Source organism: Microbacterium sp. LTA6, assembly GCF_045690355.1.
Classification (GTDB): Bacteria; Actinomycetota; Actinomycetes; order Actinomycetales; family Microbacteriaceae; genus Microbacterium.
Genome location: NZ_CP147855.1, coordinates 3,895,632 through 3,918,598, shown reverse-complemented (window position 1 = coordinate 3,918,598; position 22,967 = coordinate 3,895,632). Strand labels below are relative to the sequence as shown.

General features: G+C 68.2%; 27 protein-coding genes. 17 read left to right on the top strand and 10 right to left on the bottom strand.

Annotated features, from left to right (window positions below; translation table 11 throughout):
- Nucleotides 1–74 precede the first annotated feature (74 nt).
- A complete protein-coding gene (locus tag LTA6_RS18720; protein ID WP_407358391.1) occupies nucleotides 75–977 on the top strand; it encodes a phospholipase in 903 nt (300 codons plus the stop codon).
- Between the two features lie 13 nt (nucleotides 978–990).
- Here LTA6_RS18720 and LTA6_RS18715 read toward each other — a convergent pair whose 3' ends face one another.
- A complete protein-coding gene (locus LTA6_RS18715) occupies nucleotides 991–1,539 on the bottom strand; it encodes a helix-turn-helix domain-containing protein (RefSeq protein ID WP_407358390.1) in 549 nt (182 codons plus the stop codon).
- 107 nt (nucleotides 1,540–1,646) lie between these two features.
- Between LTA6_RS18715 and LTA6_RS18710 the strand changes: the two genes are divergently transcribed.
- The 7 genes from LTA6_RS18710 (at nucleotide 1,647) to LTA6_RS18680 (ending at nucleotide 6,579) form a co-directional block, all read left to right on the top strand.
- Nucleotides 1,647–2,363: an AzlC family ABC transporter permease gene (locus LTA6_RS18710; protein WP_407358389.1), complete on the top strand. Its 717-nt coding sequence runs from the start codon at nucleotides 1,647–1,649 to the stop codon at nucleotides 2,361–2,363.
- Nucleotides 2,360–2,674, top strand: coding sequence for an AzlD domain-containing protein (locus LTA6_RS18705; RefSeq protein WP_407358388.1), 315 nt, complete (start codon nucleotides 2,360–2,362; stop codon nucleotides 2,672–2,674). Before LTA6_RS18710 ends, LTA6_RS18705 begins: the two co-directional genes overlap by 4 nt.
- Before the next feature lie 26 nt (nucleotides 2,675–2,700).
- Nucleotides 2,701–3,177, top strand: a complete 477-nt coding sequence (locus LTA6_RS18700; RefSeq protein WP_341975367.1) for a histidinol dehydrogenase — start codon at nucleotides 2,701–2,703, stop codon at nucleotides 3,175–3,177.
- A gap of 9 nt (nucleotides 3,178–3,186) precedes the next feature.
- Nucleotides 3,187–3,507 carry a ferredoxin gene (gene fdxA / locus LTA6_RS18695; RefSeq protein ID WP_341975366.1) on the top strand — a complete coding sequence of 107 codons (321 nt, stop codon included), beginning with the start codon at nucleotides 3,187–3,189 and terminating at the stop codon, nucleotides 3,505–3,507.
- Nucleotides 3,508–4,620, top strand: coding sequence for a succinyldiaminopimelate transaminase (gene dapC / locus LTA6_RS18690; RefSeq protein WP_407358387.1), 1,113 nt, complete (start codon nucleotides 3,508–3,510; stop codon nucleotides 4,618–4,620).
- Between the two features lie 177 nt (nucleotides 4,621–4,797).
- On the top strand, nucleotides 4,798–6,093 hold the full coding sequence (locus tag LTA6_RS18685) for a citrate synthase (RefSeq protein WP_341975364.1): 1,296 nt from the start codon (nucleotides 4,798–4,800) through the stop codon (nucleotides 6,091–6,093).
- A 9-nt stretch (nucleotides 6,094–6,102) separates the two neighbouring features.
- Nucleotides 6,103–6,579 (top strand): SRPBCC family protein, encoded by a 477-nt coding sequence (locus LTA6_RS18680; RefSeq protein ID WP_407358386.1) that lies wholly within the window; start codon nucleotides 6,103–6,105, stop codon nucleotides 6,577–6,579.
- A 109-nt stretch (nucleotides 6,580–6,688) separates the two neighbouring features.
- Here the strand turns inward: LTA6_RS18680 and LTA6_RS18675 are convergent, their stop codons facing one another.
- Entirely contained in the window at nucleotides 6,689–8,047 is a 1,359-nt protein-coding gene (locus LTA6_RS18675; protein ID WP_341975362.1) for a DEAD/DEAH box helicase, read from the bottom strand.
- Nucleotides 8,048–8,290: 243 nt separating this feature from the next.
- Nucleotides 8,291–9,244 carry a 2,3,4,5-tetrahydropyridine-2,6-dicarboxylate N-succinyltransferase gene (gene dapD, locus LTA6_RS18670; RefSeq protein WP_407358385.1) on the bottom strand — a complete coding sequence of 318 codons (954 nt, stop codon included), beginning with the start codon at nucleotides 9,242–9,244 and terminating at the stop codon, nucleotides 8,291–8,293.
- 40 nt (nucleotides 9,245–9,284) lie between these two features.
- Between dapD and dapE the strand changes: the two genes are divergently transcribed.
- The 3 genes from dapE (at nucleotide 9,285) to LTA6_RS18655 (ending at nucleotide 11,828) form a co-directional block, all read left to right on the top strand.
- A complete protein-coding gene (gene dapE, locus LTA6_RS18665; RefSeq protein WP_407358384.1) occupies nucleotides 9,285–10,358 on the top strand; it encodes a succinyl-diaminopimelate desuccinylase in 1,074 nt (357 codons plus the stop codon).
- Nucleotides 10,340–11,560 carry a hypothetical protein gene (locus tag LTA6_RS18660; protein WP_407358383.1) on the top strand — a complete coding sequence of 407 codons (1,221 nt, stop codon included), beginning with the start codon at nucleotides 10,340–10,342 and terminating at the stop codon, nucleotides 11,558–11,560. The genes dapE and LTA6_RS18660 overlap by 19 nt, the downstream gene beginning before the upstream one ends.
- A gap of 94 nt (nucleotides 11,561–11,654) precedes the next feature.
- Nucleotides 11,655–11,828: a DUF3117 domain-containing protein gene (locus LTA6_RS18655; protein WP_067122349.1), complete on the top strand. Its 174-nt coding sequence runs from the start codon at nucleotides 11,655–11,657 to the stop codon at nucleotides 11,826–11,828.
- A gap of 86 nt (nucleotides 11,829–11,914) precedes the next feature.
- Here LTA6_RS18655 and LTA6_RS18650 read toward each other — a convergent pair whose 3' ends face one another.
- Nucleotides 11,915–12,553 carry a class I SAM-dependent methyltransferase gene (locus LTA6_RS18650; RefSeq protein ID WP_341975358.1) on the bottom strand — a complete coding sequence of 213 codons (639 nt, stop codon included), beginning with the start codon at nucleotides 12,551–12,553 and terminating at the stop codon, nucleotides 11,915–11,917.
- An 89-nt stretch (nucleotides 12,554–12,642) separates the two neighbouring features.
- Here LTA6_RS18650 and LTA6_RS18645 point away from each other — a divergent pair, with 89 nt between their 5' ends.
- The gene (locus tag LTA6_RS18645; protein ID WP_363545564.1) at nucleotides 12,643–13,035 is read left to right on the top strand and encodes a Sec-independent protein translocase TatB; all 393 of its coding nucleotides are present in this window, start codon (nucleotides 12,643–12,645) and stop codon (nucleotides 13,033–13,035) included.
- A 23-nt stretch (nucleotides 13,036–13,058) separates the two neighbouring features.
- The gene (locus LTA6_RS18640) at nucleotides 13,059–13,655 is read left to right on the top strand and encodes a hypothetical protein (RefSeq protein WP_407358382.1); all 597 of its coding nucleotides are present in this window, start codon (nucleotides 13,059–13,061) and stop codon (nucleotides 13,653–13,655) included.
- On the opposite strand, the gene LTA6_RS18635 is transcribed toward LTA6_RS18640, so the two are convergent.
- Genes LTA6_RS18635 through LTA6_RS18625 form a run of 3 tightly spaced genes read right to left on the bottom strand, consistent with a single transcriptional unit; the run spans nucleotide 13,648 to nucleotide 16,567 of the window.
- Nucleotides 13,648–14,769 (bottom strand): Mrp/NBP35 family ATP-binding protein, encoded by a 1,122-nt coding sequence (locus LTA6_RS18635; RefSeq protein WP_407358381.1) that lies wholly within the window; start codon nucleotides 14,767–14,769, stop codon nucleotides 13,648–13,650. The genes LTA6_RS18640 and LTA6_RS18635 overlap by 8 nt on opposite strands.
- Nucleotides 14,766–15,302 carry a DUF1003 domain-containing protein gene (locus LTA6_RS18630; RefSeq protein ID WP_341975354.1) on the bottom strand — a complete coding sequence of 179 codons (537 nt, stop codon included), beginning with the start codon at nucleotides 15,300–15,302 and terminating at the stop codon, nucleotides 14,766–14,768. Before LTA6_RS18630 ends, LTA6_RS18635 begins: the two co-directional genes overlap by 4 nt.
- Complete coding sequence (locus LTA6_RS18625; RefSeq protein WP_341975353.1) at nucleotides 15,302–16,567, bottom strand: magnesium transporter MgtE N-terminal domain-containing protein; 1,266 nt, start codon at nucleotides 16,565–16,567, stop codon at nucleotides 15,302–15,304. The genes LTA6_RS18630 and LTA6_RS18625 overlap by 1 nt, the downstream gene beginning before the upstream one ends.
- 88 nt (nucleotides 16,568–16,655) lie before the next feature.
- On the opposite strand from LTA6_RS18625, the gene LTA6_RS18620 reads away from it, so the two are divergent.
- The 3 genes from LTA6_RS18620 to LTA6_RS18610 are packed head-to-tail and all read left to right on the top strand — an operon-like array spanning nucleotide 16,656 to nucleotide 18,521.
- Nucleotides 16,656–17,456: a general stress protein gene (locus tag LTA6_RS18620; protein WP_407358380.1), complete on the top strand. Its 801-nt coding sequence runs from the start codon at nucleotides 16,656–16,658 to the stop codon at nucleotides 17,454–17,456.
- A 7-nt stretch (nucleotides 17,457–17,463) separates the two neighbouring features.
- Complete coding sequence (locus LTA6_RS18615) at nucleotides 17,464–18,126, top strand: alpha/beta family hydrolase (RefSeq protein ID WP_407358379.1); 663 nt, start codon at nucleotides 17,464–17,466, stop codon at nucleotides 18,124–18,126.
- Between the two features lie 2 nt (nucleotides 18,127–18,128).
- A complete protein-coding gene (locus LTA6_RS18610) occupies nucleotides 18,129–18,521 on the top strand; it encodes a VOC family protein (RefSeq protein ID WP_407359299.1) in 393 nt (130 codons plus the stop codon).
- A gap of 16 nt (nucleotides 18,522–18,537) precedes the next feature.
- On the opposite strand, the gene LTA6_RS18605 is transcribed toward LTA6_RS18610, so the two are convergent.
- From LTA6_RS18605 to LTA6_RS18595, 3 genes are all read right to left on the bottom strand, one after another.
- A complete protein-coding gene (locus tag LTA6_RS18605; protein ID WP_341975350.1) occupies nucleotides 18,538–19,446 on the bottom strand; it encodes a phosphotransferase in 909 nt (302 codons plus the stop codon).
- 65 nt (nucleotides 19,447–19,511) lie between these two features.
- The gene (locus tag LTA6_RS18600; RefSeq protein ID WP_341975349.1) at nucleotides 19,512–20,921 is read right to left on the bottom strand and encodes an aminopeptidase P family protein; all 1,410 of its coding nucleotides are present in this window, start codon (nucleotides 20,919–20,921) and stop codon (nucleotides 19,512–19,514) included.
- 36 nt (nucleotides 20,922–20,957) lie between these two features.
- The gene (locus tag LTA6_RS18595) at nucleotides 20,958–21,980 is read right to left on the bottom strand and encodes an endonuclease/exonuclease/phosphatase family protein (RefSeq protein ID WP_341975348.1); all 1,023 of its coding nucleotides are present in this window, start codon (nucleotides 21,978–21,980) and stop codon (nucleotides 20,958–20,960) included.
- Between the two features lie 87 nt (nucleotides 21,981–22,067).
- On the opposite strand from LTA6_RS18595, the gene LTA6_RS18590 reads away from it, so the two are divergent.
- On the top strand, nucleotides 22,068–22,943 hold the full coding sequence (locus LTA6_RS18590) for a PHP domain-containing protein (protein WP_341975347.1): 876 nt from the start codon (nucleotides 22,068–22,070) through the stop codon (nucleotides 22,941–22,943).
- Nucleotides 22,944–22,967 lie beyond the last annotated feature (24 nt).

Sequence of the window (22,967 nt, the reverse complement as noted above, 5' to 3'; positions counted from 1 at the left end):
GATGGCTTGCGCCCGGGACGAACTCCCGATGAGTCTCCTGTCGAGGGCGTACGACGACCCGAAAGTCGAAACCCATGCTTCACAAGACCCGTACCCTTCGGCGCGCCTCCGCGGCAGCGTCCGCCCGTGCAGCCGTCACCGCACGCCGTCCGATGATGATCCTCGGCACGGCGACGGCGGCGCTTCTCGGCGCAGCTCTCACCGCCGGCCTCGTGTCGGCACCGGCTGCCGGCGCCGAACAGTCGGATGCGACGGCGATCGTCTCGGCGTTCGTCACCGGTTCCGAACTGCCCACGAAGAACGCGGACACTGCCGCGATCACGATGGTGGAAGCGCGGGAGGCCGTGGCCGCCGCCGATGCGCTGACCGATGAGGTCGCTGAATCCGGCCTGGCGATCGACCCGGCCGTCGCACCGCTCGACACCACTGATCTGCAGGACCGGATCGATGCGCTGGATGATCGCGCCGAGATGCCGGTGCTGGTGCTGGCCGTCCTCACCGCGGATTCCGTCACCGAGACCGAAGAGGTGCTCGCGGACACCGAGAAGCTGCAGGCGGCGTTCACCGCCGCACAGGAGCAGAAGGCCGTCGCCGACGCGGCACAGGCCGCAGCAGAGCAGGCCGCCGCAGAACAGGCGGCGCAGCTCGCCTCGCTGGCTGCGACGAACACGGTCGACGGCGCGAAGGCGACCGCCCAGCAGATGGCGGCCAACCAGTACGGCTGGGGCGCCGATCAGTTCTCCTGCCTCGATTCGCTGTGGAATAAGGAATCCGGCTGGAACTACCAGGCGTACAACGACTCCAGTGGCGCCACCGGCATCCCGCAGTCACTGCCCGGCAGCAAGATGGCCTCGGCGGGCAGCGACTGGGAGACGAACGCAGCGACACAGATCGCGTGGGGTCTCGGGTACATCTCGTCTGTATACGGCACGCCGTGCAGCGCTTGGTCGCATTCGCAGTCGACGGATTGGTACTGAACGGCCGAGGGGGTCAGCGGAGCTCTGAGATGAGCACCGCACTCGTGCCCGGCGCGGCCGCTTCGAAGATGTGCGGAGCATCGCCCGGGTACGAGAGGTAGTCGCCTGGCCGGAGGGTCACAGTTTCGCCCACTGGGCCGACCTGTGCTTCGCCGGAGATCAGGATGACGTGCTCGGTCGTCCCCGGGTGGTGCGGATCGGATACCCGAGCCTTTCCGGGGTCCGCTTGGATGAGATACAGATCTCTGCGGGCGCCGGGAGGGCTGGCCGCGAGCAGCGTCGCGCTGTATGCCGCCGCCGCGGCTGGCACCCCGGCAAGATCGGCGGCGCGAATGAGCGTCGGGGCGTTGGCCTGCTGATCGACGAGTACCGCGAACGGCACGTCGAGGGCGACGCCCAGCGCCCAGAGAGTCTCGACGCTCGGGTTGCCCGCGCCGCTCTCGAGCTGAGAGACGGTCGCCTTCGAGATGCCGGCGCGGCGGGCGAGCTCGGAGACCGACAAGCCGGCCGCCTCCCGCTCCCGCCGCAGGGTGCGAGCGATTCGAGTGCGCAGATCCTCCATGTGTTCATCATGTCAAACGATCGTTCGCTTGACTATCCGCAACACTCTGTTCAGAATGATAGACGTGCGTTCGTTTGAACGAACGCTTGTCCATCGAAGGGAGCTGCGTGTCCGCGGAACGTGAGGTCTGGCGCGAGGCGCTGGGTGTGGTGCTCGCGACCAGCGCCTACGGCATCTCCTTCGGAGCGCTCGCCGTCGCGGCCGGATTGGACGTCCTGCAGGCCTGCGTCCTGAGCCTGCTGATGTTCACCGGCGGGTCGCAGTTCGCCTTCGTCGGGGTGTTCGCGGCCGGGGGCCTTGCCGCCCTGCCCTCCGCGGTCGCGTCCGCCGCACTTCTGGGCGTCCGCAACGTCGCCTACGGGATGCGGATGTCGCCCGTCGTCGGCGGAGGCGCCTGGCGGCGCGCCGCCGCCGCGCACTTCACGATAGACGAGTCCACCGCGGTCGCGATCTCGCAGAACGATCCGCGTCTGCGACAGGTCGGGTTCTGGGTCACCGGGATCGGGATCTTCCTGGGGTGGAATGCCACGACGCTCATCGGTGCTCTCGTCGGAGATGTGCTCGGGGATCCGAAGACCTGGGGGCTGGATGCCGCGGCCGCCGCGGCGTTCCTGGCGCTGCTGTGGCCGCGTTTGAAGCAGCGTCAGGCCATCGCCGTCGGCATCGCGGCCGCAGTCGTCGCCGCCGCATTCACCCCGTTCCTGATGCCGGGACTTCCGGTGCTCGTCGCCGCGATGGTCGCGATCCTCGTCGGCTGGTTCAACTGGCTCGGCCGTGCTGAACCCGCCGCGGCGGCGACGAACGCCTCGGAGGTGCCGCGATGAGCGTGTGGAGCGCGATACTTCTCGCCGCGCTGATCTGTCTGGCGCTCAAGGCGATCGGTTACCTCGTGCCGCCGAAGGTGCTCGAAGCGCCGCGTCCGGCCCGCATCTCCGACCTGCTCACCGTCGGGCTGCTCGCCGCTCTCGTGGCCGTGCAGACGCTCGGCGACGGCCAGGCGGTCATCGTCGACGCCAGGGTGCCTGCGCTCCTCGTGGCAGCAGGGCTCCTGTGGCTGAAGCAGTCGTTCCTCGTCGTCGTGTTCGCCGCGGCGCTGGTGGCAGCGCTGCTCCGTCTGGCAGGCCTCGCGGCCTGAACGTTCGGCCCGAGTAGAATTCTGAGGTGCGCATCAGCTGGATCTCCCGAGTTCTGTCGTGGATCGCCGCGGCACTCGTCGGCGGTGTCTATGGCGTCGCCGGAACGATCGGGCACAGCCTGATGTGGGGGCCGATCCCGGTGGGCCTCATCATCGGCGCGATCGCCTGCGCCGCGATTCTCATCGCGATCCGAGCGCTCACCCACGATCGCGGCGCGACGCTCGCGGCGGGCCTCGGAATGATCGGAACGCTCGTGCTCATCTCGGGCGTCGGTCCCGGTGGCTCCGTCGTCGTGGAGGACACCCTCTCCGGGCGCATCTGGACGTACATCGTGGCGGGGCTCGTGCTCCTCGCCGTCGCCTGGCCCTCGTTCTCTCGTCTGCAGGTGCGCACGCATGCGGAGCAGGCCCCCGTCGCGGAATCGCCGGAACAGGCGCCGCTCATCACTGCCGTGCCCCTTGATCCGGGTGTTCGGAGATCTGCGTCCAGCCACGAGTCGTAGACTGGAGCGGTGACGTATGTGATCGCTCTGCCGTGTGTCGATGTGAAGGATCGTGCTTGCATCGACGAGTGCCCCGTGGACTGCATCTATGAGGGGGAGCGTTCGCTGTACATCCATCCGGATGAATGTGTGGACTGCGGTGCCTGTGAACCGGTGTGTCCGGTCGAGGCGATCTACTACGAGGATGATCTCCCCGAGGAGTGGGCCGACTACTACAAGGCGAACGTCGAGTTCTTCGACGAGATCGGTTCCCCTGGTGGCGCGGCCAAGACGGGTGTCCTCGCCTTCGACCACCCGATCATCTCTGCTCTCCCGCCGCAGGGCGAGTAAGTGAGCATCCGCGACCTCGCAGATTATCCGTGGGACGCCGTCGCTCCGTACCGGGAGCGCGCATCTCAGCATCCGCAGGGGATCGTCGATCTCTCCATCGGTTCCCCGGTCGACCCCACGCCCGAGATCATCCGCCGAGCGCTCGCCGAGGCCACCGATGCGCACGCCTACCCTCAGACTGTCGGTACGCCGGCCCTGCGTGAAGCCATCGTCGACTGGTATGCGCGCCGCCGCGGCGTGCCGGATCTCACCGTCGACAACGTGCTCCCGACGATCGGATCCAAGGAGCTCGTCGCACTACTGCCGACGCTCCTCGGCCTCGGCGAGGGCGACATCGTCGTGCACCCCCGTGTGGCCTACCCCACGTATGAGGTCGGTGCGCGCGTCGCAGGCGCGACGCCGTTGCCTGCCGATGATCCAGCGGAATGGCCGGATGGCACCAAGCTCATCTGGATCAACACGCCGGGCAACCCGGACGGACGGACGTGGTCGATCAGCGAGCTCGCCGCCGCGGTGACACGTGCTCGCGAACTCGGAGCCGTGCTTGCGAGCGACGAATGCTACGCAGAACTCGGCTGGGACGGCCCCTGGGTCACCGAGCCGGTGCCCTCGGTACTCGACCCCCGAGTCACCGGCGGCAGTCGGGCCAACCTGCTCAGCGTGTACTCCTTGAGCAAGCAGTCGAACCTGGCCGGATACCGGGCGGCGTTTCTCGCCGGCTGCGCTCGGATCGTCGGCGAGCTGCTCACGGCCCGCAAGCACCTCGGCCTGATGCCGCCCGCTCCGGTGCAGCATGCCATGGCCGTCGCCTTGAGGGATGACGAGCACGTCGCTGCGCAGAAGGAGCTGTACCGCGAGCGGCGCGACCTCCTTCGCCCGGCCGTGGAGGCTGCGGGCTTCCGGGTCGATGGCTCTGAGGCAGGCCTGTACCTGTGGGCCACCGAAGGCCGTGATGCATGGGAGTCGATGCAGCGACTCTCCGAACTCGGCATCCTGGCGGGTCCCGGCCCGTTCTACGGCGCGAGCTCCGGAGAGCACGTGCGACTCGCGCTGACAGCGCCGAGCGAGCGAGTCGCCGAAGCAGCGCGGCGTCTGCTTGGCGGAAATCTGTAGGATCTCTCCCGCCTGAGCGATGTCTCTTGGCGGATGTCACAGTAGGCCGATGCGGCTACTAGGCTGTAAAAGCGATTCGGCTGTGACCCGGCCTGACGCTCTGCGTCGTGACATCGCCCTGATTTTTTTGACTGAAGTCGAGAGACCTACGTGCAAGACACCTATGAGGAGGTCCGCGTGAGCGCAGCGGCAGACCAGCAGGCCACAGCGAAGCTGACGATCGGTGAGACCACCGCAGAGTTCCCCCTGGTGCGCGGCACCGCAGGGCATAACAGCATCGACTTCTCCACGCTGACCCGCCAGACCGGATACACCGGGCTGGACTACGGTTTCGTCAACACGGCTTCGACGAAGTCCGACATCACCTTCATCGACGGTGACAAGGGCATCCTGCGCTATCGCGGATATCCGATCGAGCAGCTCGCGGGCAACACGAATTACCTCGAAGTCGCCTGGCTGCTCATCTACGGCGAGCTGCCGTCGGCATCCGAGCTGGCGGAGTTCGACGAGAAGATCCGCCGCCACACGCTGCTGCACGAAGATCTCAAGCACTTCTTCCAGGCGCTGCCGGACAACGCGCACCCGATGGCGGTGCTCTCCTCCGCGGTGGCTGCCCTTTCGACGTACTACCAGCAGGAATCCGATCCGGCGAACCCTGAGCACGTCGAGCTGAACATGGTGCGGATGCTCGCGAAGCTCCCCGTCATCGCCGCGTACGCGCATAAGAAGAGCATCGGTCAGGCGTTCCTCTACCCGGACAACTCGCTGAGCTTCGTCGACAACTTCCTGAAGCTGAACTTCGGCGTGCATTCCGAGCCCTACGAGATCAACCCGGTGATGTCGAAGGCGCTCGAGCTGCTGCTCATCCTGCACGAAGACCACGAGCAGAACGCCTCCACGTCGACGGTCCGCCTCGTCGGGTCCACCGGAGCGAATCAGTTCGCGTCGATCTCGGCGGGCATCCAGGCCCTCTCCGGACCCCTGCACGGCGGGGCGAACGAGGCCGTGCTGACGATGCTCGGCCAGATCCGCGACTCGGGACAGAGCGTCTCGCGCTTCGTCGAGCGGGTGAAGAACAAGGAAGAGGGCGTGAAGCTGATGGGCTTCGGGCACCGGGTGTACAAGAACTACGACCCGCGCGCCAAGCTCGTGAAGGAGGCGGCTCGCGAGGTTCTTGCCGAGCTCGGGGTCACCGATCCGCTTCTGGATCTCGCTCAGGAGCTCGAGGAGCTCGCACTCGCCGACGATTACTTCCGCGAGCGTCGTCTGTACCCGAACGTCGACTTCTACACCGGCGTCATCTACAAGGCGATGGGTTTCCCGACCCGCATGTTCACCGTGCTGTTCGCGATCGGCCGTCTGCCGGGCTGGCTCGCCCAGTGGCGCGAGCTGCAGAACGACCCGCAGACGAAGATCGGCCGGCCGCAGCAGCTGTACACCGGCTGGCCGGAACGGCAGTACCCGGGCCGCTGAGCCACGACCGTGCCGGTCGTCAGCGCTGAGGTCGTCGTCCCGGTGGATCCGGCGACGGCGTTCGCGGTGTCGCAGACGACGGGTCAGGTACGTCGGCGCTGGGATCGATTCATCAGTGAACAGCACTTCCTCGACGGCGCGACAGCCGCGGACAAGGGCGTGCTCACCTACACCCGTCAGCGTTTCGGCTTCTCGATGGTCAGTCGCTACGTCTCGTACGCCCCGCCGACGAACGTGGGGATGGTGATGGTGGACGGCCCCTGGTTCTTCTCGAAGCTCGGCGGCGGCTGGCGGTTCACGCCCGCGCCGTCCGGCACGGGCACGCTCGCGGTGTGGAAGTACAACTTCTCCTGCCGTCCGATATGGCTCGCACCGGTGGCCGAGTGGATCGGCGTGCGGGTGCTGGGCTTCGAGATCCGGCGGCGCATCGCCGGCTTCGCCAGGGGATGCGCAGATCCGGTCGTCCTGGAGTCCGTACGGCGCTGAGGCCGCAGGCCCTGATCAGCGCGTTCCGAGCACGCCGGGAGACGCAGATGGCCGCCATCCTCAAAGGATGGCGGCCATGTACGACTCCTAGATGGGGAGTGAGGCTAGATCAGCGTCCCTGCGAGCTGCGACGGCCCTGGCCGCCACCCTGGCCGCGACCGGCGCCCTGCGCCTGACCCTGACCGGCAGGACGGGGACGGCGGCTGCGACGGGCCGGGGGAGCGCCGGCACCGGCGGGGCGCTGCTTGGGCGCCTGACGCTGCGGCTGCTGCTGAACGATCGGCGCCGGGCGCACGTGCTCGGCACGCTGGCCGACGAGCTCGGCGACGGCACCGGCGGTGACGTCTTCGAGAGGTGCGGTGATGGATGCCTTGCGGAGAAGGTCCTTCACGTCACGACGCTGCTCGGGGAGCACGACGGTGACGACGGTACCGGCAGCGCCTGCGCGCGCGGTACGACCCGAGCGGTGCAGGTACGCCTTGTGCTCCATCGGCGGGTCGACGTGCACGACCAGGTCGACGTTGTCGACGTGCACACCGCGGGCGGCGACGTCGGTGGCGACGAGCACGCGCACGCCGCCGTCTTCCGGAGCGGACGAGAAGGCGCCCAGGTTGCGCTCACGCGCGTTCTGGGACAGGTTGCCGTGCAGATCCACAGCCGGGATGCCGGCGGCGGTCAGCTGCTTGGCGAGCTTCTTCGCCTGGTGCTTGGTGCGGGTGAACAGGATGCGGCGGCCGGTGCCCGACGCGAGTTCGCGGACCAGGGTCGTCTTGTTGTCGGTGGAATCGACGACGAGCACGCGGTGCGTCATCTCGCCGACCGGCACGCTGGACTCGTCGACCTCGTGGCTGACCGCGTTCGAGAGGAACCGGCGAGCGAGGGTGTCGATACCGCGGTCCAGCGTGGCGCTGAACAGCAGACGCTGTCCGCCGGCCGGAGTCGCGGTGAGGATGCGGGTGACACCGGGCAGGAAGCCGAGGTCGGCCATGTGGTCGGCCTCGTCGAGCACGGTGATCTCGACGGCGTCGAGGTGCACGACCCGCTGCTTCATCAGGTCTTCGAGACGGCCGGGGCAGGCGACGACGATGTCGACGCCGCTGCGGAGCGCCTGCTCCTGCGGGCGCTGGCTGACGCCACCGAACACGGTGGTGACGCGGAGGCCGGCCGCTGCCGCGAGCGGCGCGATGGTCGCTGCGATCTGGGTGGCGAGCTCGCGGGTCGGAGCGAGCACGAGGCCGCGCGGGTGGCCGGCGCGGCTGGAGCGGGACGACGCCGCGAGACGGGCGACGAGCGGAAGCGCGAAGGCGATGGTCTTGCCACTGCCGGTGCGGCCGCGGCCGAGGAGGTCACGGCCGGCGAGGGAGTCGGGGAGGGTGTCGCGCTGGATGGCGAACGCCTCGGTCTTGCCATCTGCAGCAAGGACTGCAGCGAGATCGGCGGGCACGCCGAGGTCGAGGAAGGAAGTCATAGATGTATCTCCGTGAGTGCACACGCAACAGAGGCGCTGTGCGGGAAGGTGGGCGACGGCGCGGGATCGCGCATCGTTTCGCCGTTCGAAAAGGCCAGAACCAGCAAGTGGCGCGGGAGCGTGTCGACGACGCAGACGTCTCGCTCTCGCGAGAGGTATCCCTATGAGACTAGCACGGGGCGTCAGACGTACCCTGTGCGCCCCGCCAGCAGCCCGAGCGGAACGTCAGGAATGCGGGGGCTGTCAGGCGTGCAGCGCCTCGTTCAGGGTGACGCCGACGCCTGCGCGCTGCTTCGCCTCGATCGCACCCGTGACGGAGTTGCGCCAGAACAGGAGACCGTTGCGGCCGCTCAGCTCGCCGGCCTTCACGACGCGCTTGCCGCCGTCGGCGGTGTCGGGGCCGTCAGCCAGCAGGACCTTGGAGCCCGCCGTGACGTAGAGACCGGCCTCGACGATGCAGTCGTCGCCGAGCGCGATGCCGATGCCGGCGTTCGCGCCCAGCAGCGAGCGCTCGCCGATCGAGACCCGTACGGTGCCGCCACCGGAGAGGGTGCCCATGATCGAGGCGCCGGCGCCGATGTCGCTGTCCGCTCCGACGACGACGCCCTGCGAGATGCGTCCCTCGACCATGGCGGCGCCGAGCGTTCCGGCGTTGAAGTTCACGAAGCCCTCGTGCATCACGGTCGTGCCGGGGGAGAGGTGCGCTCCCAGGCGTACTCGCGAGGCGTCTGCGATCCGCACGCCGGCCGGCAGGACGTAGTCGGTGAGCCGAGGGAACTTGTCCAGTCCCTGCACCTGGATGCCGGCACGTTGCAGTAGCGGTCGCAGGCGGGCGGCATCGCTCGGGTGCATCGGCCCTGCGCTCGTCCACGCGACGGTCGGGAGGTGTCCGAAGATCCCGTCGAGATTCAACTCGTTCGGGCGCACCACGAGGTGGGAGAGGGCATGCAGACGCAGGTAGGCATCGGCCGTCGAAGCGGGTGCGGCATCCAGATCGATCTGCAGCTGCACGACCTCGACGGTGACGTTGCGCCGCTCGTCGGGCTCAGCCAACGCCTCCCAGGTGACAACCGCTGCGGCGGCATCCGCTGCGCTCAACGGGCCGGAGCCGACTTCGGGGAACCAGGCATCCAGGACGGTGCCGTCGCCGGCGATGGTGGTGAGGCCGACTCCCCAGGCGGTGCGCGCTTCTGTCATGCCTCAACGCTACCGAATCCACGACAGTAGGCTGGAACGCATGCCGCTCGACCTGACCGCGTCCTCCGTCGATCTCACTCGCGCGATCTGCGACATCCCCAGCGTCTCCGGTGATGAGCAGACGCTGGCCGACGCGATCGAGGCGGCCGTCGCGCCGCTGGCGCACCTCGAAGTGATCCGCCATGGAAACACCATCGTCGCCCGCACCGACCTCGGCCGCGCCCAGCGCGTCGTGATCGCGGGACACATCGACACAGTCCCGATCAACGAGAACCTGCCGACTCGCGATATCGAGATCGACGGCGAGGCCTTTCTCTGGGGGCGAGGCACCGTCGACATGAAGTCCGGGACCGCCGTGCAGTTGAAGCTCGCCGCCGACCTCGTCGACCCCGTGATCGATATCACCTGGATGTGGTACGACAACGAAGAGGTCGAGGCGTCGAAGAACGGGCTCGGCCTTCTGGCTGCGGTTCGCCCTGACCTGTTCGCTGCGGACTTCGCGATCCTCGGTGAGCCGTCCAACGGCGAGGTCGAGGGCGGCTGCAACGGCACGCTGCGTGCGATCGTGCGCACCGTCGGCGTGCGTGCGCACAGCGCCCGCGCCTGGGTCGGTGACAACGCCATCCACCGCGCGGCTCCCATCCTCAGTCGGCTGGCTGAGTACCAGGCCCGCGAGATTGCCGTAGACGGGCTGCTGTATCGAGAGAGTCTCAGCGCCGTGCGCATCGCGGGCGGCGTGGCGGGCAATGTCATTCCGGACGCGTGCGAGGTCGAGGTGAACTACCGCTTCGCCCCGAACAAGAACGCGGCAGAGGCCGAGGCGCACGTGCGCGGCGTTCTCGCCGGCTTCGAAGTGGAGATCACGGATGCCGCCGAGGGCGCCCGTCCGGGGCTGGACGCGCCGATCGCCCAGGAGTTCGTCGCTGCTGTCGGCGCCGAACCGCGGCCGAAGTACGGGTGGACGGATGTTGCCCGGTTCTCGGCCCTCGGCATCCCCGCGGTGAACTACGGACCCGGCGACCCGCACCTGGCTCATCACGATCAGGAACGCGTTCCGCTCGCCCAGATCGATGCCGTGGAGCGGGGACTCCGCGCGTGGCTCACGGCCCGCTGATCGGAGCCGCCCGACGCTGGGCGCAGATTCCCATCGTCGCGCGTATCGCCGTCGTCTATGTGTCCGCACGGTTGGTGACGACCGGTCTGCTCCTGCTCGCCGCGTCGTTGTCGACGCCGCTCTCCCGGTTCGGGGCGGATGCAGGGCTCGTCGACTTCGTCCTCGGCTGGGACGCGCAGTGGTATTGGTCGGTCGCCGAGTACGGCTACCCGGGGGAACTGCCGCTGACGGAGTCCGGTGAGGTTGCTGAGAACACCTGGGCGTTCATGCCCGTGTACGCATACGCAGCGAAAGCGCTGGGGCTCCTCTTCGGGTCCTGGGGTGCTGGCGCAATTCTCGTCTCGTTGGTGGCCGGGTTCCTCGCCTGCCTCGCGCTGCATCGGCTGCTCCGCGACAGGATCGGTGCCTCGGCCGCCATGTGGGCGGTCGTGTTCTTCGCCGCGGGCCCGCTCGGAGCGCTATTCCAGGTCGGCTACGCGGAGACGCTCTTCCTGCTCTTCCTGTTCCTCGCTCTGGATGCCGTGGCCCGGCGCCGTTTCTGGCTGCTGTATCTCCTCGTTCCGGTGATGGCCTTCACGCGTCCAGGCATTCTCGCGTTCGCGCTGTACCTCGGCCTCTACGGAATCCTCCGCTGGATCCGCCGCCGTGAGGATCCGCTGCCGGTTCGCGAGATCGTTCACATCGTCGCGCTCGGCGCCCTCGCCACCGCGACCGGCTTCGGCTGGCAGGCGATCGCGGGGCTCGTGACCGGGGACGCCGGTGCCTACCTCGCCACAGAGCTCGCGTGGCGGCGCAACTGGGTCTCCGGCGGCGCCTCGGGGTTCGTGCCGTTCGATGGATGGATCCAGGCGGCGCAGTTCTGGTTCGGCCAGTGGGGGATGCCGCCATGGTGGGGCCTCATCGCCCTCATCGTGCTGGTGGCCGCCTTCGGTGTCGCCCTGTTGCGATCGCGCCACGTGAGGGCGCTCGGCGCCGATCTGCGATTGTGGAGCCTGAGCTACGCGCTGTACCTGCTGGCGGTGTTCTTCCCGCAGTCGAGCACGTTCCGGTTGCTCATTCCGCTCAGCCCGCTGTGGGGAGCAATCGCCGTTCCGCGGTCGCGCCCCTGGCGGCTCGGGGTCCTGGCGGCGGTTCTGCTCGGCCAATGGCTCTGGATCTACCACGTCTACGCCCTCGGCAACACGTTCTGGCAGGTGCCCTGAACGTTAAGGGTTGATGCATTTCTTCACATGTGACGTCCGGGCGTCGGCGACACCCGATAAAGTTAATCCATACGACCGAGGGAAAGGAGCCACGATGGCAGCGATGAAGCCAAGAACCGGAGACGGACCGATGGAGGCCGTGAAGGAGGGGCGACTCATCATCGTGCGTGTCCCGCTTGAGGGCGGCGGCCGTCTGGTTGTCTCCGTGAACGATGCAGAGGCCAAGGAGCTTCACGACGTGCTGGCAGCCGTCGTGACGCCGGCCTGACGAAATCCCCATCCGCGCGAGCGGATGCAGAAGGGGCAGCGGATCAATGATCCGCTGCCCCTTCTGTGCGTGTGGTTCGCCGGTGGTCAGGTGCGGTCGCCGATGCTGACCAGCTGGAGCAGTCCTTCGCCCGCGGGTGATACCGCCGCGAGCACGGCCGAGGACTCCTGAGTCTCCTGGATGAGCGAGCGATAGGCGGCGGTGACGGCGTCGCGCTGCACGGGGTCGGCGACGCGGCCGCCGGCGAGGACACGGGGAACGAGCACCAGTCCGCCGTTGCGCGCCAGGCGCAGGCCGTGCTCGACGTACTCGATCACGTTCTCGGCATCCGCGTCGACGAGCACGATGTCATAGGAGGCCTCGTTCATCCGCGGCAGCACATCGGCGGCGCGGCCGGTGATGAATCGTGCCCTGGTCGAGGGGACCTTTGCGTCGGCGAACGCCTGGCGTGCCGCGGCGAGATGCTCCGGCTCGTTGTCGATCGAGGTCAGCACCGCCTGCGGCGCACCGCGCATCAGCCACAGTCCGGACACTCCGGCTCCGGTGCCGATCTCGACGATCGATCGAGCGCCGGTGGCTGCGGCCAGCACGGCGATCTGCGCACCGACGGCCGCACTGATCGGGGACGCGCCCAGTTCCACGGCGTGGGCGCGCGCACGGGCGATCGCGTCCGGTTCGACGATGGATTCACGGATGAAACGTGCGTTCGCGTCGTGCTCGCTCATGGCCTGATTCTCCCGTTGATCGTCATCCTGTTTCCAGGGTATGTGCACGGTGTGTGCGGCGAGGGCAGGCGCGGCGGTAGCCTGGGCATATGACATTCGGGCTCACCTTCGAGAAGCTCCTGCTGATCGGTCTGATCGCGGTGATGATCATCGGTCCTGAGCGCCTCCCCAGGGTCGCTGAGAACTTCTCCAAGTTCGTGCGGCGCGCCGGTCTCTTCCTGCGCGACACGAAGTCCAAGGTGCGCGAGGAGATGGGTCCGGACATCGACGACGTCGACTGGCGCAAGCTCGATCCACGTCAGTACGATCCTCGCCGCATCATCAGGGACGCCCTGCTCGAGGACGACTCGAAGCCGGCTGCGGCCGCAACCACAGTCGCCATCGCGGAGCCCGTGCCTGAGCCGGTGGCTCCCCGTCGTTCGCAGATCAGCCCTGCCTTCACCGGCGGCAATCCACCGCCGTTCGACGTCGAGGCCACGTGAGCCCATCCGCTCACAGATCCGGGTTGACCGATCGGGATCATGTGGCGCTCGGCGCTGCGGTTGTCGCGCTGCTCGCCGGGATCCTGATCTGGACGCTGTGGGTGCTCCCGGTCGTGTCTTCCGTCGAGGAGGCTCCGTCGAGTCCCCTCGGGCGCACCGTGCCCGTCGATCTTGACGAGGGTGCGCGGTCCGGCGTCTGGGCCAGCGGAATCTCGCCTGCGCTCGGCTCGACCCGCTGCACGGTGATCGCACCGGACGGCGTCGAGTTGCCGTTGCGTGGTGCGCCGTCTCTGACCTGGGACGACACCCTGTGGTGGATGACTCCGCGGCGGGGGTTCGAGCAGGTCGTGCAGTTCACGACGTCCGTCTCGGGAGTTCACGACCTGACGTGCGTGGATTCGCTCGGCACGTACGACGGCGAGTTCCTTGTTGCAGGGGACACGTTCGGCGGCGGGGAGCTCGGTCTCGGCCGTACGGGATCGAACGGTTTCGCGATCGGGACGGTGCTGGCGTTCTGCGCCGTCGTCCTGCCGTTGTTCTCGGTGCTGCTCCCGTTGGTGATCGGCCTCAGGGTGGCGTTCACCCGGCGTCCTTCGAGGCGCCGCGCCGTCGTCAGCTGAGGGACATCGGAAGAGAGCGACCGGCGAGGCCACGGCCCTGCGCGGAAAGAGTCCTCGCGAGGTTGAGAATCGCGCCCGCAGCGGCATCCGTCGGGTCGGCCGTGACCACCGGGATGCCGGCGTCACCGCCCGTGCGCAGAGCCGGGCTGAGCGGAATCGACGCGAGCAGGGGGACAGGAGCACCCGGCTCGGAGAGAGCCTCGGCGACCGCGGCGCCGCCGCCGGATCCGAACAGATCGATGATGGTGCCGTCAGGCAGCGCGAAGGCGGCCATGTTCTCCACGACGCCGATGACCCGCTGGCCGGTCTGTCTGGCCACTAGTCCACTGCGGATCGCCACCTCGGATGCGGCGGTCTGGGGCGTCGTGACGACGAGCACCTCGGCGTGCGGGAGCAGCTGACCGATCGAGATCGCGATGTCGCCGGTACCAGGCGGCATGTCGATGAGGAGAACGTCGAGGTCTCCGAAGAAAACGTCGGTGAGGAACTGCGTGACGGTGCGGTGCAGCATCGGTCCGCGCCAGGCGACGACGGCTTCGCCGTCGCGCAAGAACATCCCGATCGAGATCGTCTTCACGCCATAAGCGACCGGCGGCAGCATGAGATCGTCGATGCGGGTCGGCTGGGTTCCGGCCGGGATGCCGAGGAGCCCCGGGATCGAGAAGCCGTGCACATCGGCATCCACGAGACCGACAGCCAGTCCCTGTTCGGCGAGTGCGACGGCGAGATTTGCGGTGACAGTGGATTTGCCGACGCCGCCTTTGCCGCTGGAGACCAGGATCACACGAGTGAGCGACTCAGGGCCGAACGGCATCTGCCTGGCCGGACGCCCGTCGCGCAGCTTCTCGGTCAGCGCCTTCCGCTCGACCGGGGTCATCACGCCGACCTCGACGACGACCTCTGCGATCCCGGGAACGGATGCCGCGGCCCGATGCACATCCGATTCGATGCGCTGCGCTGCGGGGCATCCTGCGATCGTCAGCACGATTCCCACATGCGCGCGGTCGCCGTCCACCGCGATCTCCCGTACCATGTCGAGGTCGCCGATCGGACGGCGGAGCTCCGGATCGGTGACCGCGGCGACGGCTGCCCTGACCCGATCGGCCGCCGTCATGACGGGGTACCGCCGGACGGTGCCTTCGGATCGGAATCCTCGAGTTCCGCCAGCAGCGCCTTCAGCTCCTGGCGCAGCACGTCACGGGTCACGGTCTGCGAGTTGCGCTCCTCGAGCGACATCCGCAGAGCCACGATCTCGCGGGCGAGGTACTCGGTGTCGGCGAGATTCCGCTCCGCGCGCTGGCGATCCTGTTCGATCTGCACGCGGTCGCGGTCGTCCTGACGGTTCTGCGCCAGCAGGATCAGCGGGGCAGCGTAAGACGCCTGCAGAGAGAGCATCAGCGTGAGGGCGGTGAAGCCGTTCGCGGCGGCATCGAAGCGCCAGTTCTCGGGCGTCAGTGTGTTCCAGATGATCCACAGCACGCAGAACAGCGACAGCATCACCAGGAAGGCGGGCGTGCCCATCGCGCGCGCCACCCACTCGGTGAACCGGCCGAAGCGGTCGCGTGAAGTGGGCCGCTGGCGGGTGGTGCTGCGGCCGAGGGGCGTGCCGCGGCCGAGAGGCGCATCGAGGCGCGCGGAGCGAGCCATCAGCGCGTCTCCTTTGCTTCGGTTTTCTCATCGGTGTCGTGGCTGCGCCAGTCGTCCGGCAGCAGGTAGTCGAGCATGTCGTCGATGCTGATCGCACCGACGAGACGGTGCGCCGCGTCGATCACCGGCAGCGAGACGAGGTCGTAGCTCGCGAGCATGCGGGCGACCTCCATGGCGGATGCCGTGACCGATACCGTCTCCAGGCTGTCGTCCATGATCGCTCCCAGCCGCTCGTGCGGCGGGTAGCGCAGCATCCGCTGGAAGTGCACGACGCCGAGGAGTCGTCCCGTGGGCGTCTCGAATGGCGGCAGCGTCACGAACACCGCGGCGGCGAGAGCCGGGTGCAGCTCGTGTCGACGGATCAGCGCAAGCGCTTCGGCGACGGTCGCGTCGGCGGATAGGATGATCGGCTCGGGGGTCATCAGGCCACCCGCCGTATCCGGGCCGTACCGGAGCAGCATCCTGACGTCCTCGGCCTCCTCCGGCTCCATCAGCTCGAGCAGCTGCTCGAGTCGGCTGGAGGGAAGCTGAGCCAGCAGGTCGGCCGCGTCATCCGGATCCATCTGGTCGAGGATGTCGGCAGCGCGCTCGTCTCCGAGCTGGTCGAGGATGTGCACCTGCTCGTCTTCCGGCATCTCTTCGAGCGCATCGGCGAGACGGTCGTCGGAGAGCTCCTCGGCGACCTCGAGCATGCGCTTCTCCGGCAGGTCGAGGAGGGTGTTGGCGAGGTCGGCAGCATGGAGTTCGGAGTACGAGGCGACGAGCTGCTCGGCCGACTGCGATTCGCCGGGGGCGCGCTCCTCGGCGACTTCGCTCCACGCGGCGAAAGTCGTCGGTCCCTTCGCGAACGGAGAAGCGCTGGTCTTCGGGCGGCGCAGGAAGAGCTGGCTGACGGCCCATTCGCCGAGGCGGTTCGGTTCGATCGCGACGTCTTCGATGACGGCGTTGCCGCTGCCGTCGGCGAAAGACACTCTGCGGCCGAGCATCTCCGCGAGCACGCGTACTTCACCTGCCCGCGGCTGGAACCTGCGCACGTTGATGAGGCCGGTGCTGATCACCTGGCCGGAGCGGATGGAGGTGACCCGCCCGATGGAGAGGAAGACGTGTCGTCTTCCCGGGATCTCCACGACGAGGCCGATCACACGAGGGGCGCCGGTACTTCGGTACACGATGACGACGTCACGGACTTTGCCGAGCCGGTCGCCAGCGGGGTCGAAGACAGCGCACCCGGCCAGGCGCGCGGCAAAAACCCGTTGTGTGCTCACGGTTCCCAGCGTAGTGCGCGTGCCTTCGGCGCGCGGCCGGATCGACGGTTCCCAGTACGCCCATCAGCGGGCGTGGAAGAATGGGCCAATGAGCATGCTGAACCGTCCGGCCAACGGCACCGATACCGGCGAGACCGTCGCCTCGATGCGCGAATACGAGGCCGCCCAGAAGACGGTGTCCAAGCTGATCGCGGGGGAGGTGCCCGCGAGGGACATCGCGATCATCGGGCAGAGCGTGAGGACGGTCGAGCGGGTGACCGGGCGACTGGGCTACGCGGCCGCCGCACGCTCGGGGGCGATCAACGGCGTGCTCATCGGTCTCTTCCTCGCCGCGATCCTGGTGATCGGCCAGCCCGAGGTGCCGATCCAGCTCTTCGTCGGTTTCGTCCTCATCGGTGTCGCCGTCGGCATGCTGCTGAGCCTCATCACCTACGCGATCGTGCGTCGTCGCCGCGACTTCGCGAGCATCACCCAGTTCGCCGCCGATCACTACGAGGTGACGGTGATGCCGTCGTCTCTCGCGAAGGCCCGCCAGGTGCTGGGTGCTGTCACGCCGCAGACGACGCGTCCGCCGGTGAACCTCGACGAGCCGCCTCGCTACGGCGAGCGTGTCGTACCCGGGGCGACTCCGGTGGCGCCGTCGCCCGGAACCGAGCCCGGCGCCGAGGGGTACGTCGTCCCCCCGCGTCCGGCGGCTCCGATGTATGGCGAACGAGTGGTGCCCGCCTCGACGGATGCACCCGCACCCGCACCGGCTCCGGCAGAAGCGGCCCCGGCGGTTCCGACCGCTGCGGTCGGGACCTCGTCCGCGCCGGCAGCGGAGGAAGCCGCGGCTCCCGAGAGCGAGAGCCCTCGTCCGGCCGGGCGTGAGAGCGCAGCGGACTCCTGACCTTCCGATGAATCCGTTCCGCTTCGACGTGACGCTGCCCACGGGCGCGGTCGAGGTGTCGGCGGTGTGGAGCGAGGGAACCGGCCGCGGCACGGTGCTGATCGCCCACGGCGCAGGCACAGGAATGGACCATCCTTTCCTCACTGGATACGCTGCGGCACTCGGTGAGCTCGGATTCTCGACGTTGCGCTTCAACTTCCCGTACGTGGAGCTGGGACGACGGATGCCGGGCCCGGCCGCGCATGCGATCGCGACCTGGAACGCCGCAGTGGCCTGTGCACGCGATCGGGGCCCGCAGGCGCCGTTGTGGGCGACCGGCAAATCCTACGGCGGTCGGATGGCCTCGATGGCCGTCGCCGAAGGGCTTGCCGTGGATGGTCTGGTCTATCTGGGGTATCCGCTGCATGCACCAGGGAAACCGGAGAAGCCGCGCGCCGAGCATCTTCCCGCGATCAGTGTGCCGCAGTTGTTCATCGAGGGGACCAACGACCCGTTCATCCAGCCGCTGACGCAGTTCGAAGAGGTCGTCGAGAGCTGCCAGGACGCGCGAGTGGTGTGGATCGACGGCGGCGGGCACACCTTCGAGGTGAAGGGGCGCAAGCGCCCGGCATCCGATATCGGGGCATCGCTCGCGCCGCTCGTGGCGGACTTCGCCGGGAGCGGTGGATGAGTCTGAAAGGGCTTCATCATGTCGAGATCTGGGTCGGCGATATCGAGGAGGCCGCGCCGTCGTGGGGCTGGCTGCTGTCCGCGCTCGGGTTCGAGTGCATCGCGGAGTGGCCGGAGGGACGGACCTGGGATGCTGGCGGCGCTTACCTGACCCTGACGACGTCGCCGAATCTCTCCTCGCCCGATCATGACCGCCGCCGGCCCGGGGTGAATCACCTCGCGTTCTGGGGCGGCTCTCGTGCGGAGGTCGATGCGACCATGTCCGACGCCTCGGCGCACGGGTGGCGGGCGCTGTACCAGGAGCGTTATCCGCATGCCGGTGGCCCGGATCACTATGCCGGTTGGCTGGAGAACACCGCCGGGTTCAAAGTCGAAGTGGTGGCAGACGGGAGCTGAGGTTTCAGTCGCGCGCTTACGGAATCAGCGCGCCCAGCTCCGCATCCTCGAGCAGTCGGTGCAGCGTCGACAAGCCGAGAGCACTCATCTCCGGATTCGACTCCTCGTAGTACCAGACCAGGCCCATCGCCTGCTGCAGCGCCCACGCGGCTCCGCGGAACCACTCGGTGTTCCCGGCGCCGACACGTTCACGCACCACGCGTCGCGCTGGACCGTCGAAGAGGTGCCATGCGGCGACGAGGTCGAGTCCGGGGTCCGTGGGGCCGAAGGCCCCGCCGTCCAGCACGCCGGCGAGTCGATCGGCGCCGGTGCTATCGGAGACGAGCAGATTCGGCGGGGTCAGGTCGCGGTGGCTCATCACATCCGAGCCCGATCGCGGCAGGTCGTGCAGCACCGCCCACAACCGCTCCGCGTGCGGCACGTCGATCAGGTGCGCGCTCTGCGCGAAGCAGTGCACCATCCATTCGTCGTGGTCGCGCAGAGATCCGCCCCGACCCCGACCGTCGAAGACTCGGCCACCCTGGTCGAGCCTGCGCAGCGAGGTGATGAGGGTTGCGACGTCCTCGGCCAGCGATGCCGATGACGCGTGCCGGTCGGGCCGAGCGACCTCACCCGGTACCCAGGTCTGCACCGACCAGGCGGACGGGTACTCCGCAGTCGCCTCGCCGGCGCCGAACGGCTGCGGCGACGGGAACGCACTCGCGCTCGAGAACTCCGTCAGCGCCGCTGCTTCCGCGACCAGCTCCGCCGGCGCAGTGGCCTGCAACGGGAAACGTGCGACGAGATCCTCGCCGATGCGCATGATCGTGTTCACGGTTCCGGCCGTGCGCACACGTCGCACCGGCAGCGCAGCCAACGACGGGAACTGCGCGGCGATCAGCCGACGGGCGAGATCCTCGTCGACGTCGAGTTGATTCTCGTGCATCGGTTGCTGCTCAACGTCCGGCTTGCTGCTGAATGAACGACTTGCTCACCCCGACAACCCGCTCATCATGCCTGCAACCGCTTGATCCACGCCTCCACGTCGTCGGCAGTACGCGGAATCTCTGCCGACAGGTTCACCGGGCCGTCTTCGGTCATCAGGATGTCGTCCTCGATGCGCACGCCGATTCCACGCAGTTCGGCCGGTACCGTCAGGTCGTCGATCTGGAAGTAGAGTCCCGGCTCGATCGTGAAGACCATGCCCGGCTCGAGGATTCCGTCGTAGTACATCTCGCGGCGTGCCTGCGCGCAGTCGTGCACATCGATTCCGAGATGATGCGACGTGCCGTGCACCATGTAGCGGCGGTGCTGGCCTCCCGCATCCGCATCCAGCGCCTCCTCGGCGCTCACCGGAAGCAGTCCCCACTCGGCGACGCGTGCAGCGATCACCTGCATCGCGGCCTCGTGCACCGTGCGGAACCGAACGCCGATGCGCGCGGCCGCGAACGCCGCATCGGCGGCTTCCACGACGGCGTCGTACACCCGGCGCTGCACATCGGTGAACGTGCCCGATACCGGCAGGGTCCTCGTGATGTCGGCTGTGTACAGGCTGTCGGCCTCGACGCCGGCATCGACGAGGATCAGATCGCCGGGGACCACCGTGCCGTCATTGCGCGTCCAGTGCAGGTAGCAGGCGTGCGGACCGGATGCGGCGATCGTGTCGTATCCCTCGCCGTTGCCCTCTTCTCGAGCGCGGCGGTGGAAGACACCCTCGACGACGCGCTCGCCGCGGGCATGCACCGATGCTTCGGGGAGCGCAGCGATGATGTCATCGAAGCCACGTGCGGTGATGTCGACCGCCCGGCGCATCTCCGCGATCTCGAAGTCGTCCTTGACCAGGCGCAGCTCGGAGACGAAGCTGTCCAGCGCGGCATCCGAATCGAGCACCAGCTCGCCCTCGACGGACGAGAACTCGTCGAGGTGCGCGGTGGCGACGGCGAGATCCGCGGCGACGCCGGCGAGCGACGGGCGGGGGCCGATCCAGAATTCGCCGACCGTGGCGTCGGCGTAGAACTCCGTCGTCGTGCGGTCAGCCCGCTCGCGGAAGTACAGCGTCACGTCGTGGCCGTCGGCGGACGGCTCGAAGACGAGGACGGAATCGGGCTCGGCATCCGACGCCCACCCGGTCAGGTGCGCGAACGCGGAGTGCGCACGGAATACGTAGTCGGTGTCGTTGCTGCGCTGCTTGAGCGATCCGGCCGGGATGACCAGGCGCTTTCCGGGGAACGCGGCGGACACCACAGCGCGACGTGCGGCGGCGTACGGCGCCTGCGCGCGCGGTGTCGGCAACGACTCCGGGCGTTCAGCCCATCCGGTGGAGATGGTGTCGAGGAAGCCCCGGGGGAACGGCTGCTTGCGGTTCGTGGTGCTGGTCTCGGCGGCGGGCTCTGCGATCGTGTCGCGCTCTCCAGTGCTCATCCGACCAGTCTCTCACCTGCCGGACGATCGTGGGAGTCAGCCCACGGGCTCGAGCTGGACGACCATCCCGCGGTGATCGCTGCCGCCGGCGTCCTCGAAGATGAGAGAGCCGGTGGGACGCCAGTTCGGCGAGGCCATCACATGATCGATCGGCGCGCCGGCGAGTGCGGGGAGCGAACTCGGCCACGTGCCGACGAGGCCGTTGCCGGTGCGCGATGCCACGTCGCGGCAGTACCCCATGTCGCCGCCGTCGACGCCGAATGGGGCCATGTGGTCGACGGTCGCGTTGAAATCACCGGCGAGGATGACATCTCCCTGTGGGCACTGGTCGGCGATCCACTGCAGATCGGATCGCCAAAGATCCATCTCCTCGAGCCGGGGTGCGACCGCGTGGACGGCGACGATCGTCGGACCCTCCCCGTCGACAGGCATCAGCACGGCGCTCGGCACCGAGCCGGTGTTGCTCGAACCGTCCTCGGACGACTGGATCACGGAGTAATCGCCCAGTTCCGGGGAGACGAGCACGGTCGTCTGCCAGGACTGCGGCCCGTCGGGTACGTCCGGTCGGTACTGCACGTGATGCACCCACATCGGATACCCCTGATCGCGCAGCAGGATCGCGATGCTCTCACCGACGGACTGCGAGGTCTCCGGCAACGAGACGATGTCGGCGCTCTGCGCGAGGATCTGCGTGGCGATCTCGTCGGCAGATACTGCTTCTCCTGCGGTGTTCCAGGTCAGCACCCGGATGCTGGAATCGGTCTTCTCCGGGAGTGAGGAGTCGCCGAAGCCGCGGGTCGCGCCGATGATCCCGGTTGCGCCGGCGCCGAGCAGGGCGACGATCAACACCGAAGCGGCGAAGCCGCGCAGCGGGCGCACGAGGAGCAGCAGCAGCGAGAGCACGGCGACCGCCAGGAATCCGCCCAGCACCAGCCCTCGCGCTGCGACGAGCTGCGCGAACGGGTACGTCTGCTCGAGACGGAAGAACTGCGGCCAGACCACGATCGCAGTCGCGATCGCGAGAAGCAGCGTGAGGAGGATCCCGAGGAGACGAAACATCCCCTCAAGCCTAGGAGGAGAGCCTGTGAAGTCCCTGCCGCGGCGCCGGTCGCGCCCGGTGTCGTCCGCGCTCGCTACGCTCAGAGGATGGCCGCTGATCCGTCGCATCGATTCGCGGGTCCCGCCGACCTGCATCTGCACTCCAACCACTCCGACGGGACCGAGGCGCCGGCCGAAGTGATGCGTCAGGCGCATGCGTACGGCGTCCGCACCGCAGCCCTCACCGATCACGATCGCACCACCGGGTGGGACGAGGCGGCGACGGCCGCGGGCGAGCTGGACATGACCTTCATCCCGGGGATGGAACTCTCCGCGAAGCACGAGTGGCGCAGTGTGCACGTGCTCGGCTACCTCTTCGATCCGGACGATGCCGCGCTGCGCGTCGAGACCGACCGCATCCGCGGCGACCGGATCGGGCGGGCTGAACGGATCGTCCGCAACATCTCACGCGACTACGACCTGCACTGGGACGACGTCCTCGCACAGACGATGCTGGATGCGACGGTGGGTCGCCCGCACATCGCTGATGCGCTGGTGGCCCGAGGCATCGTCCGCGACCGGACCGAGGCTTTCGACGGCATCCTGCATCCGCGCGAGGGTTACTACGAGCCGCACTACGCACCCGACCCTCTCACGGCAGTGCGACTGATCACCGAAGCCGGGGGAGTGGCCATCATCGCGCACCCCGTGACGTCTGGTCGCGACAGGATGATGCCGGTGCCGTTCATCGAGAAGCTGATCGCGGCGGGACTCGGCGGCTTCGAGATCGATCACCGGGAGAACACGGCCGCCGGCAAGAAGATGCTGCACGAGATCGCAGCGAAGCACGACCTCATCATCACGGGATCAAGTGATTACCACGGCACCGGCAAACCGAATCGGCCTGGCGAGAACACCACGTCCGAAGACATGGTGGCTCGGCTCATCGATCGGGCGACGGGCTCGGCGCCGCGATACGCCTGAGGGGCGGATGCTGCACAGCATCCG

Excerpts from the sequence above, each read along its gene's own strand:
- LTA6_RS18720 (WP_407358391.1), top strand. The coding sequence starts at position 75 with ATGCTTCACAAGACCCGTACCCTTCGGCGCGCCTCCGCGGCAGCGTCC.
- LTA6_RS18715 (WP_407358390.1), bottom strand. The coding sequence starts at position 1,539 with ATGGAGGATCTGCGCACTCGAATCGCTCGCACCCTGCGGCGGGAGCGG.
- LTA6_RS18705 (WP_407358388.1), top strand. The coding sequence starts at position 2,360 with ATGAGCGTGTGGAGCGCGATACTTCTCGCCGCGCTGATCTGTCTGGCG.
- LTA6_RS18675 (WP_341975362.1), bottom strand. The coding sequence starts at position 8,047 with ATGACTTCCTTCCTCGACCTCGGCGTGCCCGCCGATCTCGCTGCAGTC.
- dapD (WP_407358385.1), bottom strand. The coding sequence starts at position 9,244 with ATGACAGAAGCGCGCACCGCCTGGGGAGTCGGCCTCACCACCATCGCC.
- dapE (WP_407358384.1), top strand. The coding sequence starts at position 9,285 with ATGCCGCTCGACCTGACCGCGTCCTCCGTCGATCTCACTCGCGCGATC.
- LTA6_RS18655 (WP_067122349.1), top strand. The coding sequence starts at position 11,655 with ATGGCAGCGATGAAGCCAAGAACCGGAGACGGACCGATGGAGGCCGTG.
- LTA6_RS18650 (WP_341975358.1), bottom strand. The coding sequence starts at position 12,553 with ATGAGCGAGCACGACGCGAACGCACGTTTCATCCGTGAATCCATCGTC.
- LTA6_RS18645 (WP_363545564.1), top strand. The coding sequence starts at position 12,643 with ATGACATTCGGGCTCACCTTCGAGAAGCTCCTGCTGATCGGTCTGATC.
- LTA6_RS18635 (WP_407358381.1), bottom strand. The coding sequence starts at position 14,769 with ATGACGGCGGCCGATCGGGTCAGGGCAGCCGTCGCCGCGGTCACCGAT.
- LTA6_RS18630 (WP_341975354.1), bottom strand. The coding sequence starts at position 15,302 with ATGGCTCGCTCCGCGCGCCTCGATGCGCCTCTCGGCCGCGGCACGCCC.
- LTA6_RS18620 (WP_407358380.1), top strand. The coding sequence starts at position 16,656 with ATGAGCATGCTGAACCGTCCGGCCAACGGCACCGATACCGGCGAGACC.
- LTA6_RS18615 (WP_407358379.1), top strand. The coding sequence starts at position 17,464 with ATGAATCCGTTCCGCTTCGACGTGACGCTGCCCACGGGCGCGGTCGAG.
- LTA6_RS18605 (WP_341975350.1), bottom strand. The coding sequence starts at position 19,446 with ATGCACGAGAATCAACTCGACGTCGACGAGGATCTCGCCCGTCGGCTG.
- LTA6_RS18600 (WP_341975349.1), bottom strand. The coding sequence starts at position 20,921 with ATGAGCACTGGAGAGCGCGACACGATCGCAGAGCCCGCCGCCGAGACC.
- LTA6_RS18595 (WP_341975348.1), bottom strand. The coding sequence starts at position 21,980 with ATGTTTCGTCTCCTCGGGATCCTCCTCACGCTGCTTCTCGCGATCGCG.
- LTA6_RS18590 (WP_341975347.1), top strand. The coding sequence starts at position 22,068 with ATGGCCGCTGATCCGTCGCATCGATTCGCGGGTCCCGCCGACCTGCAT.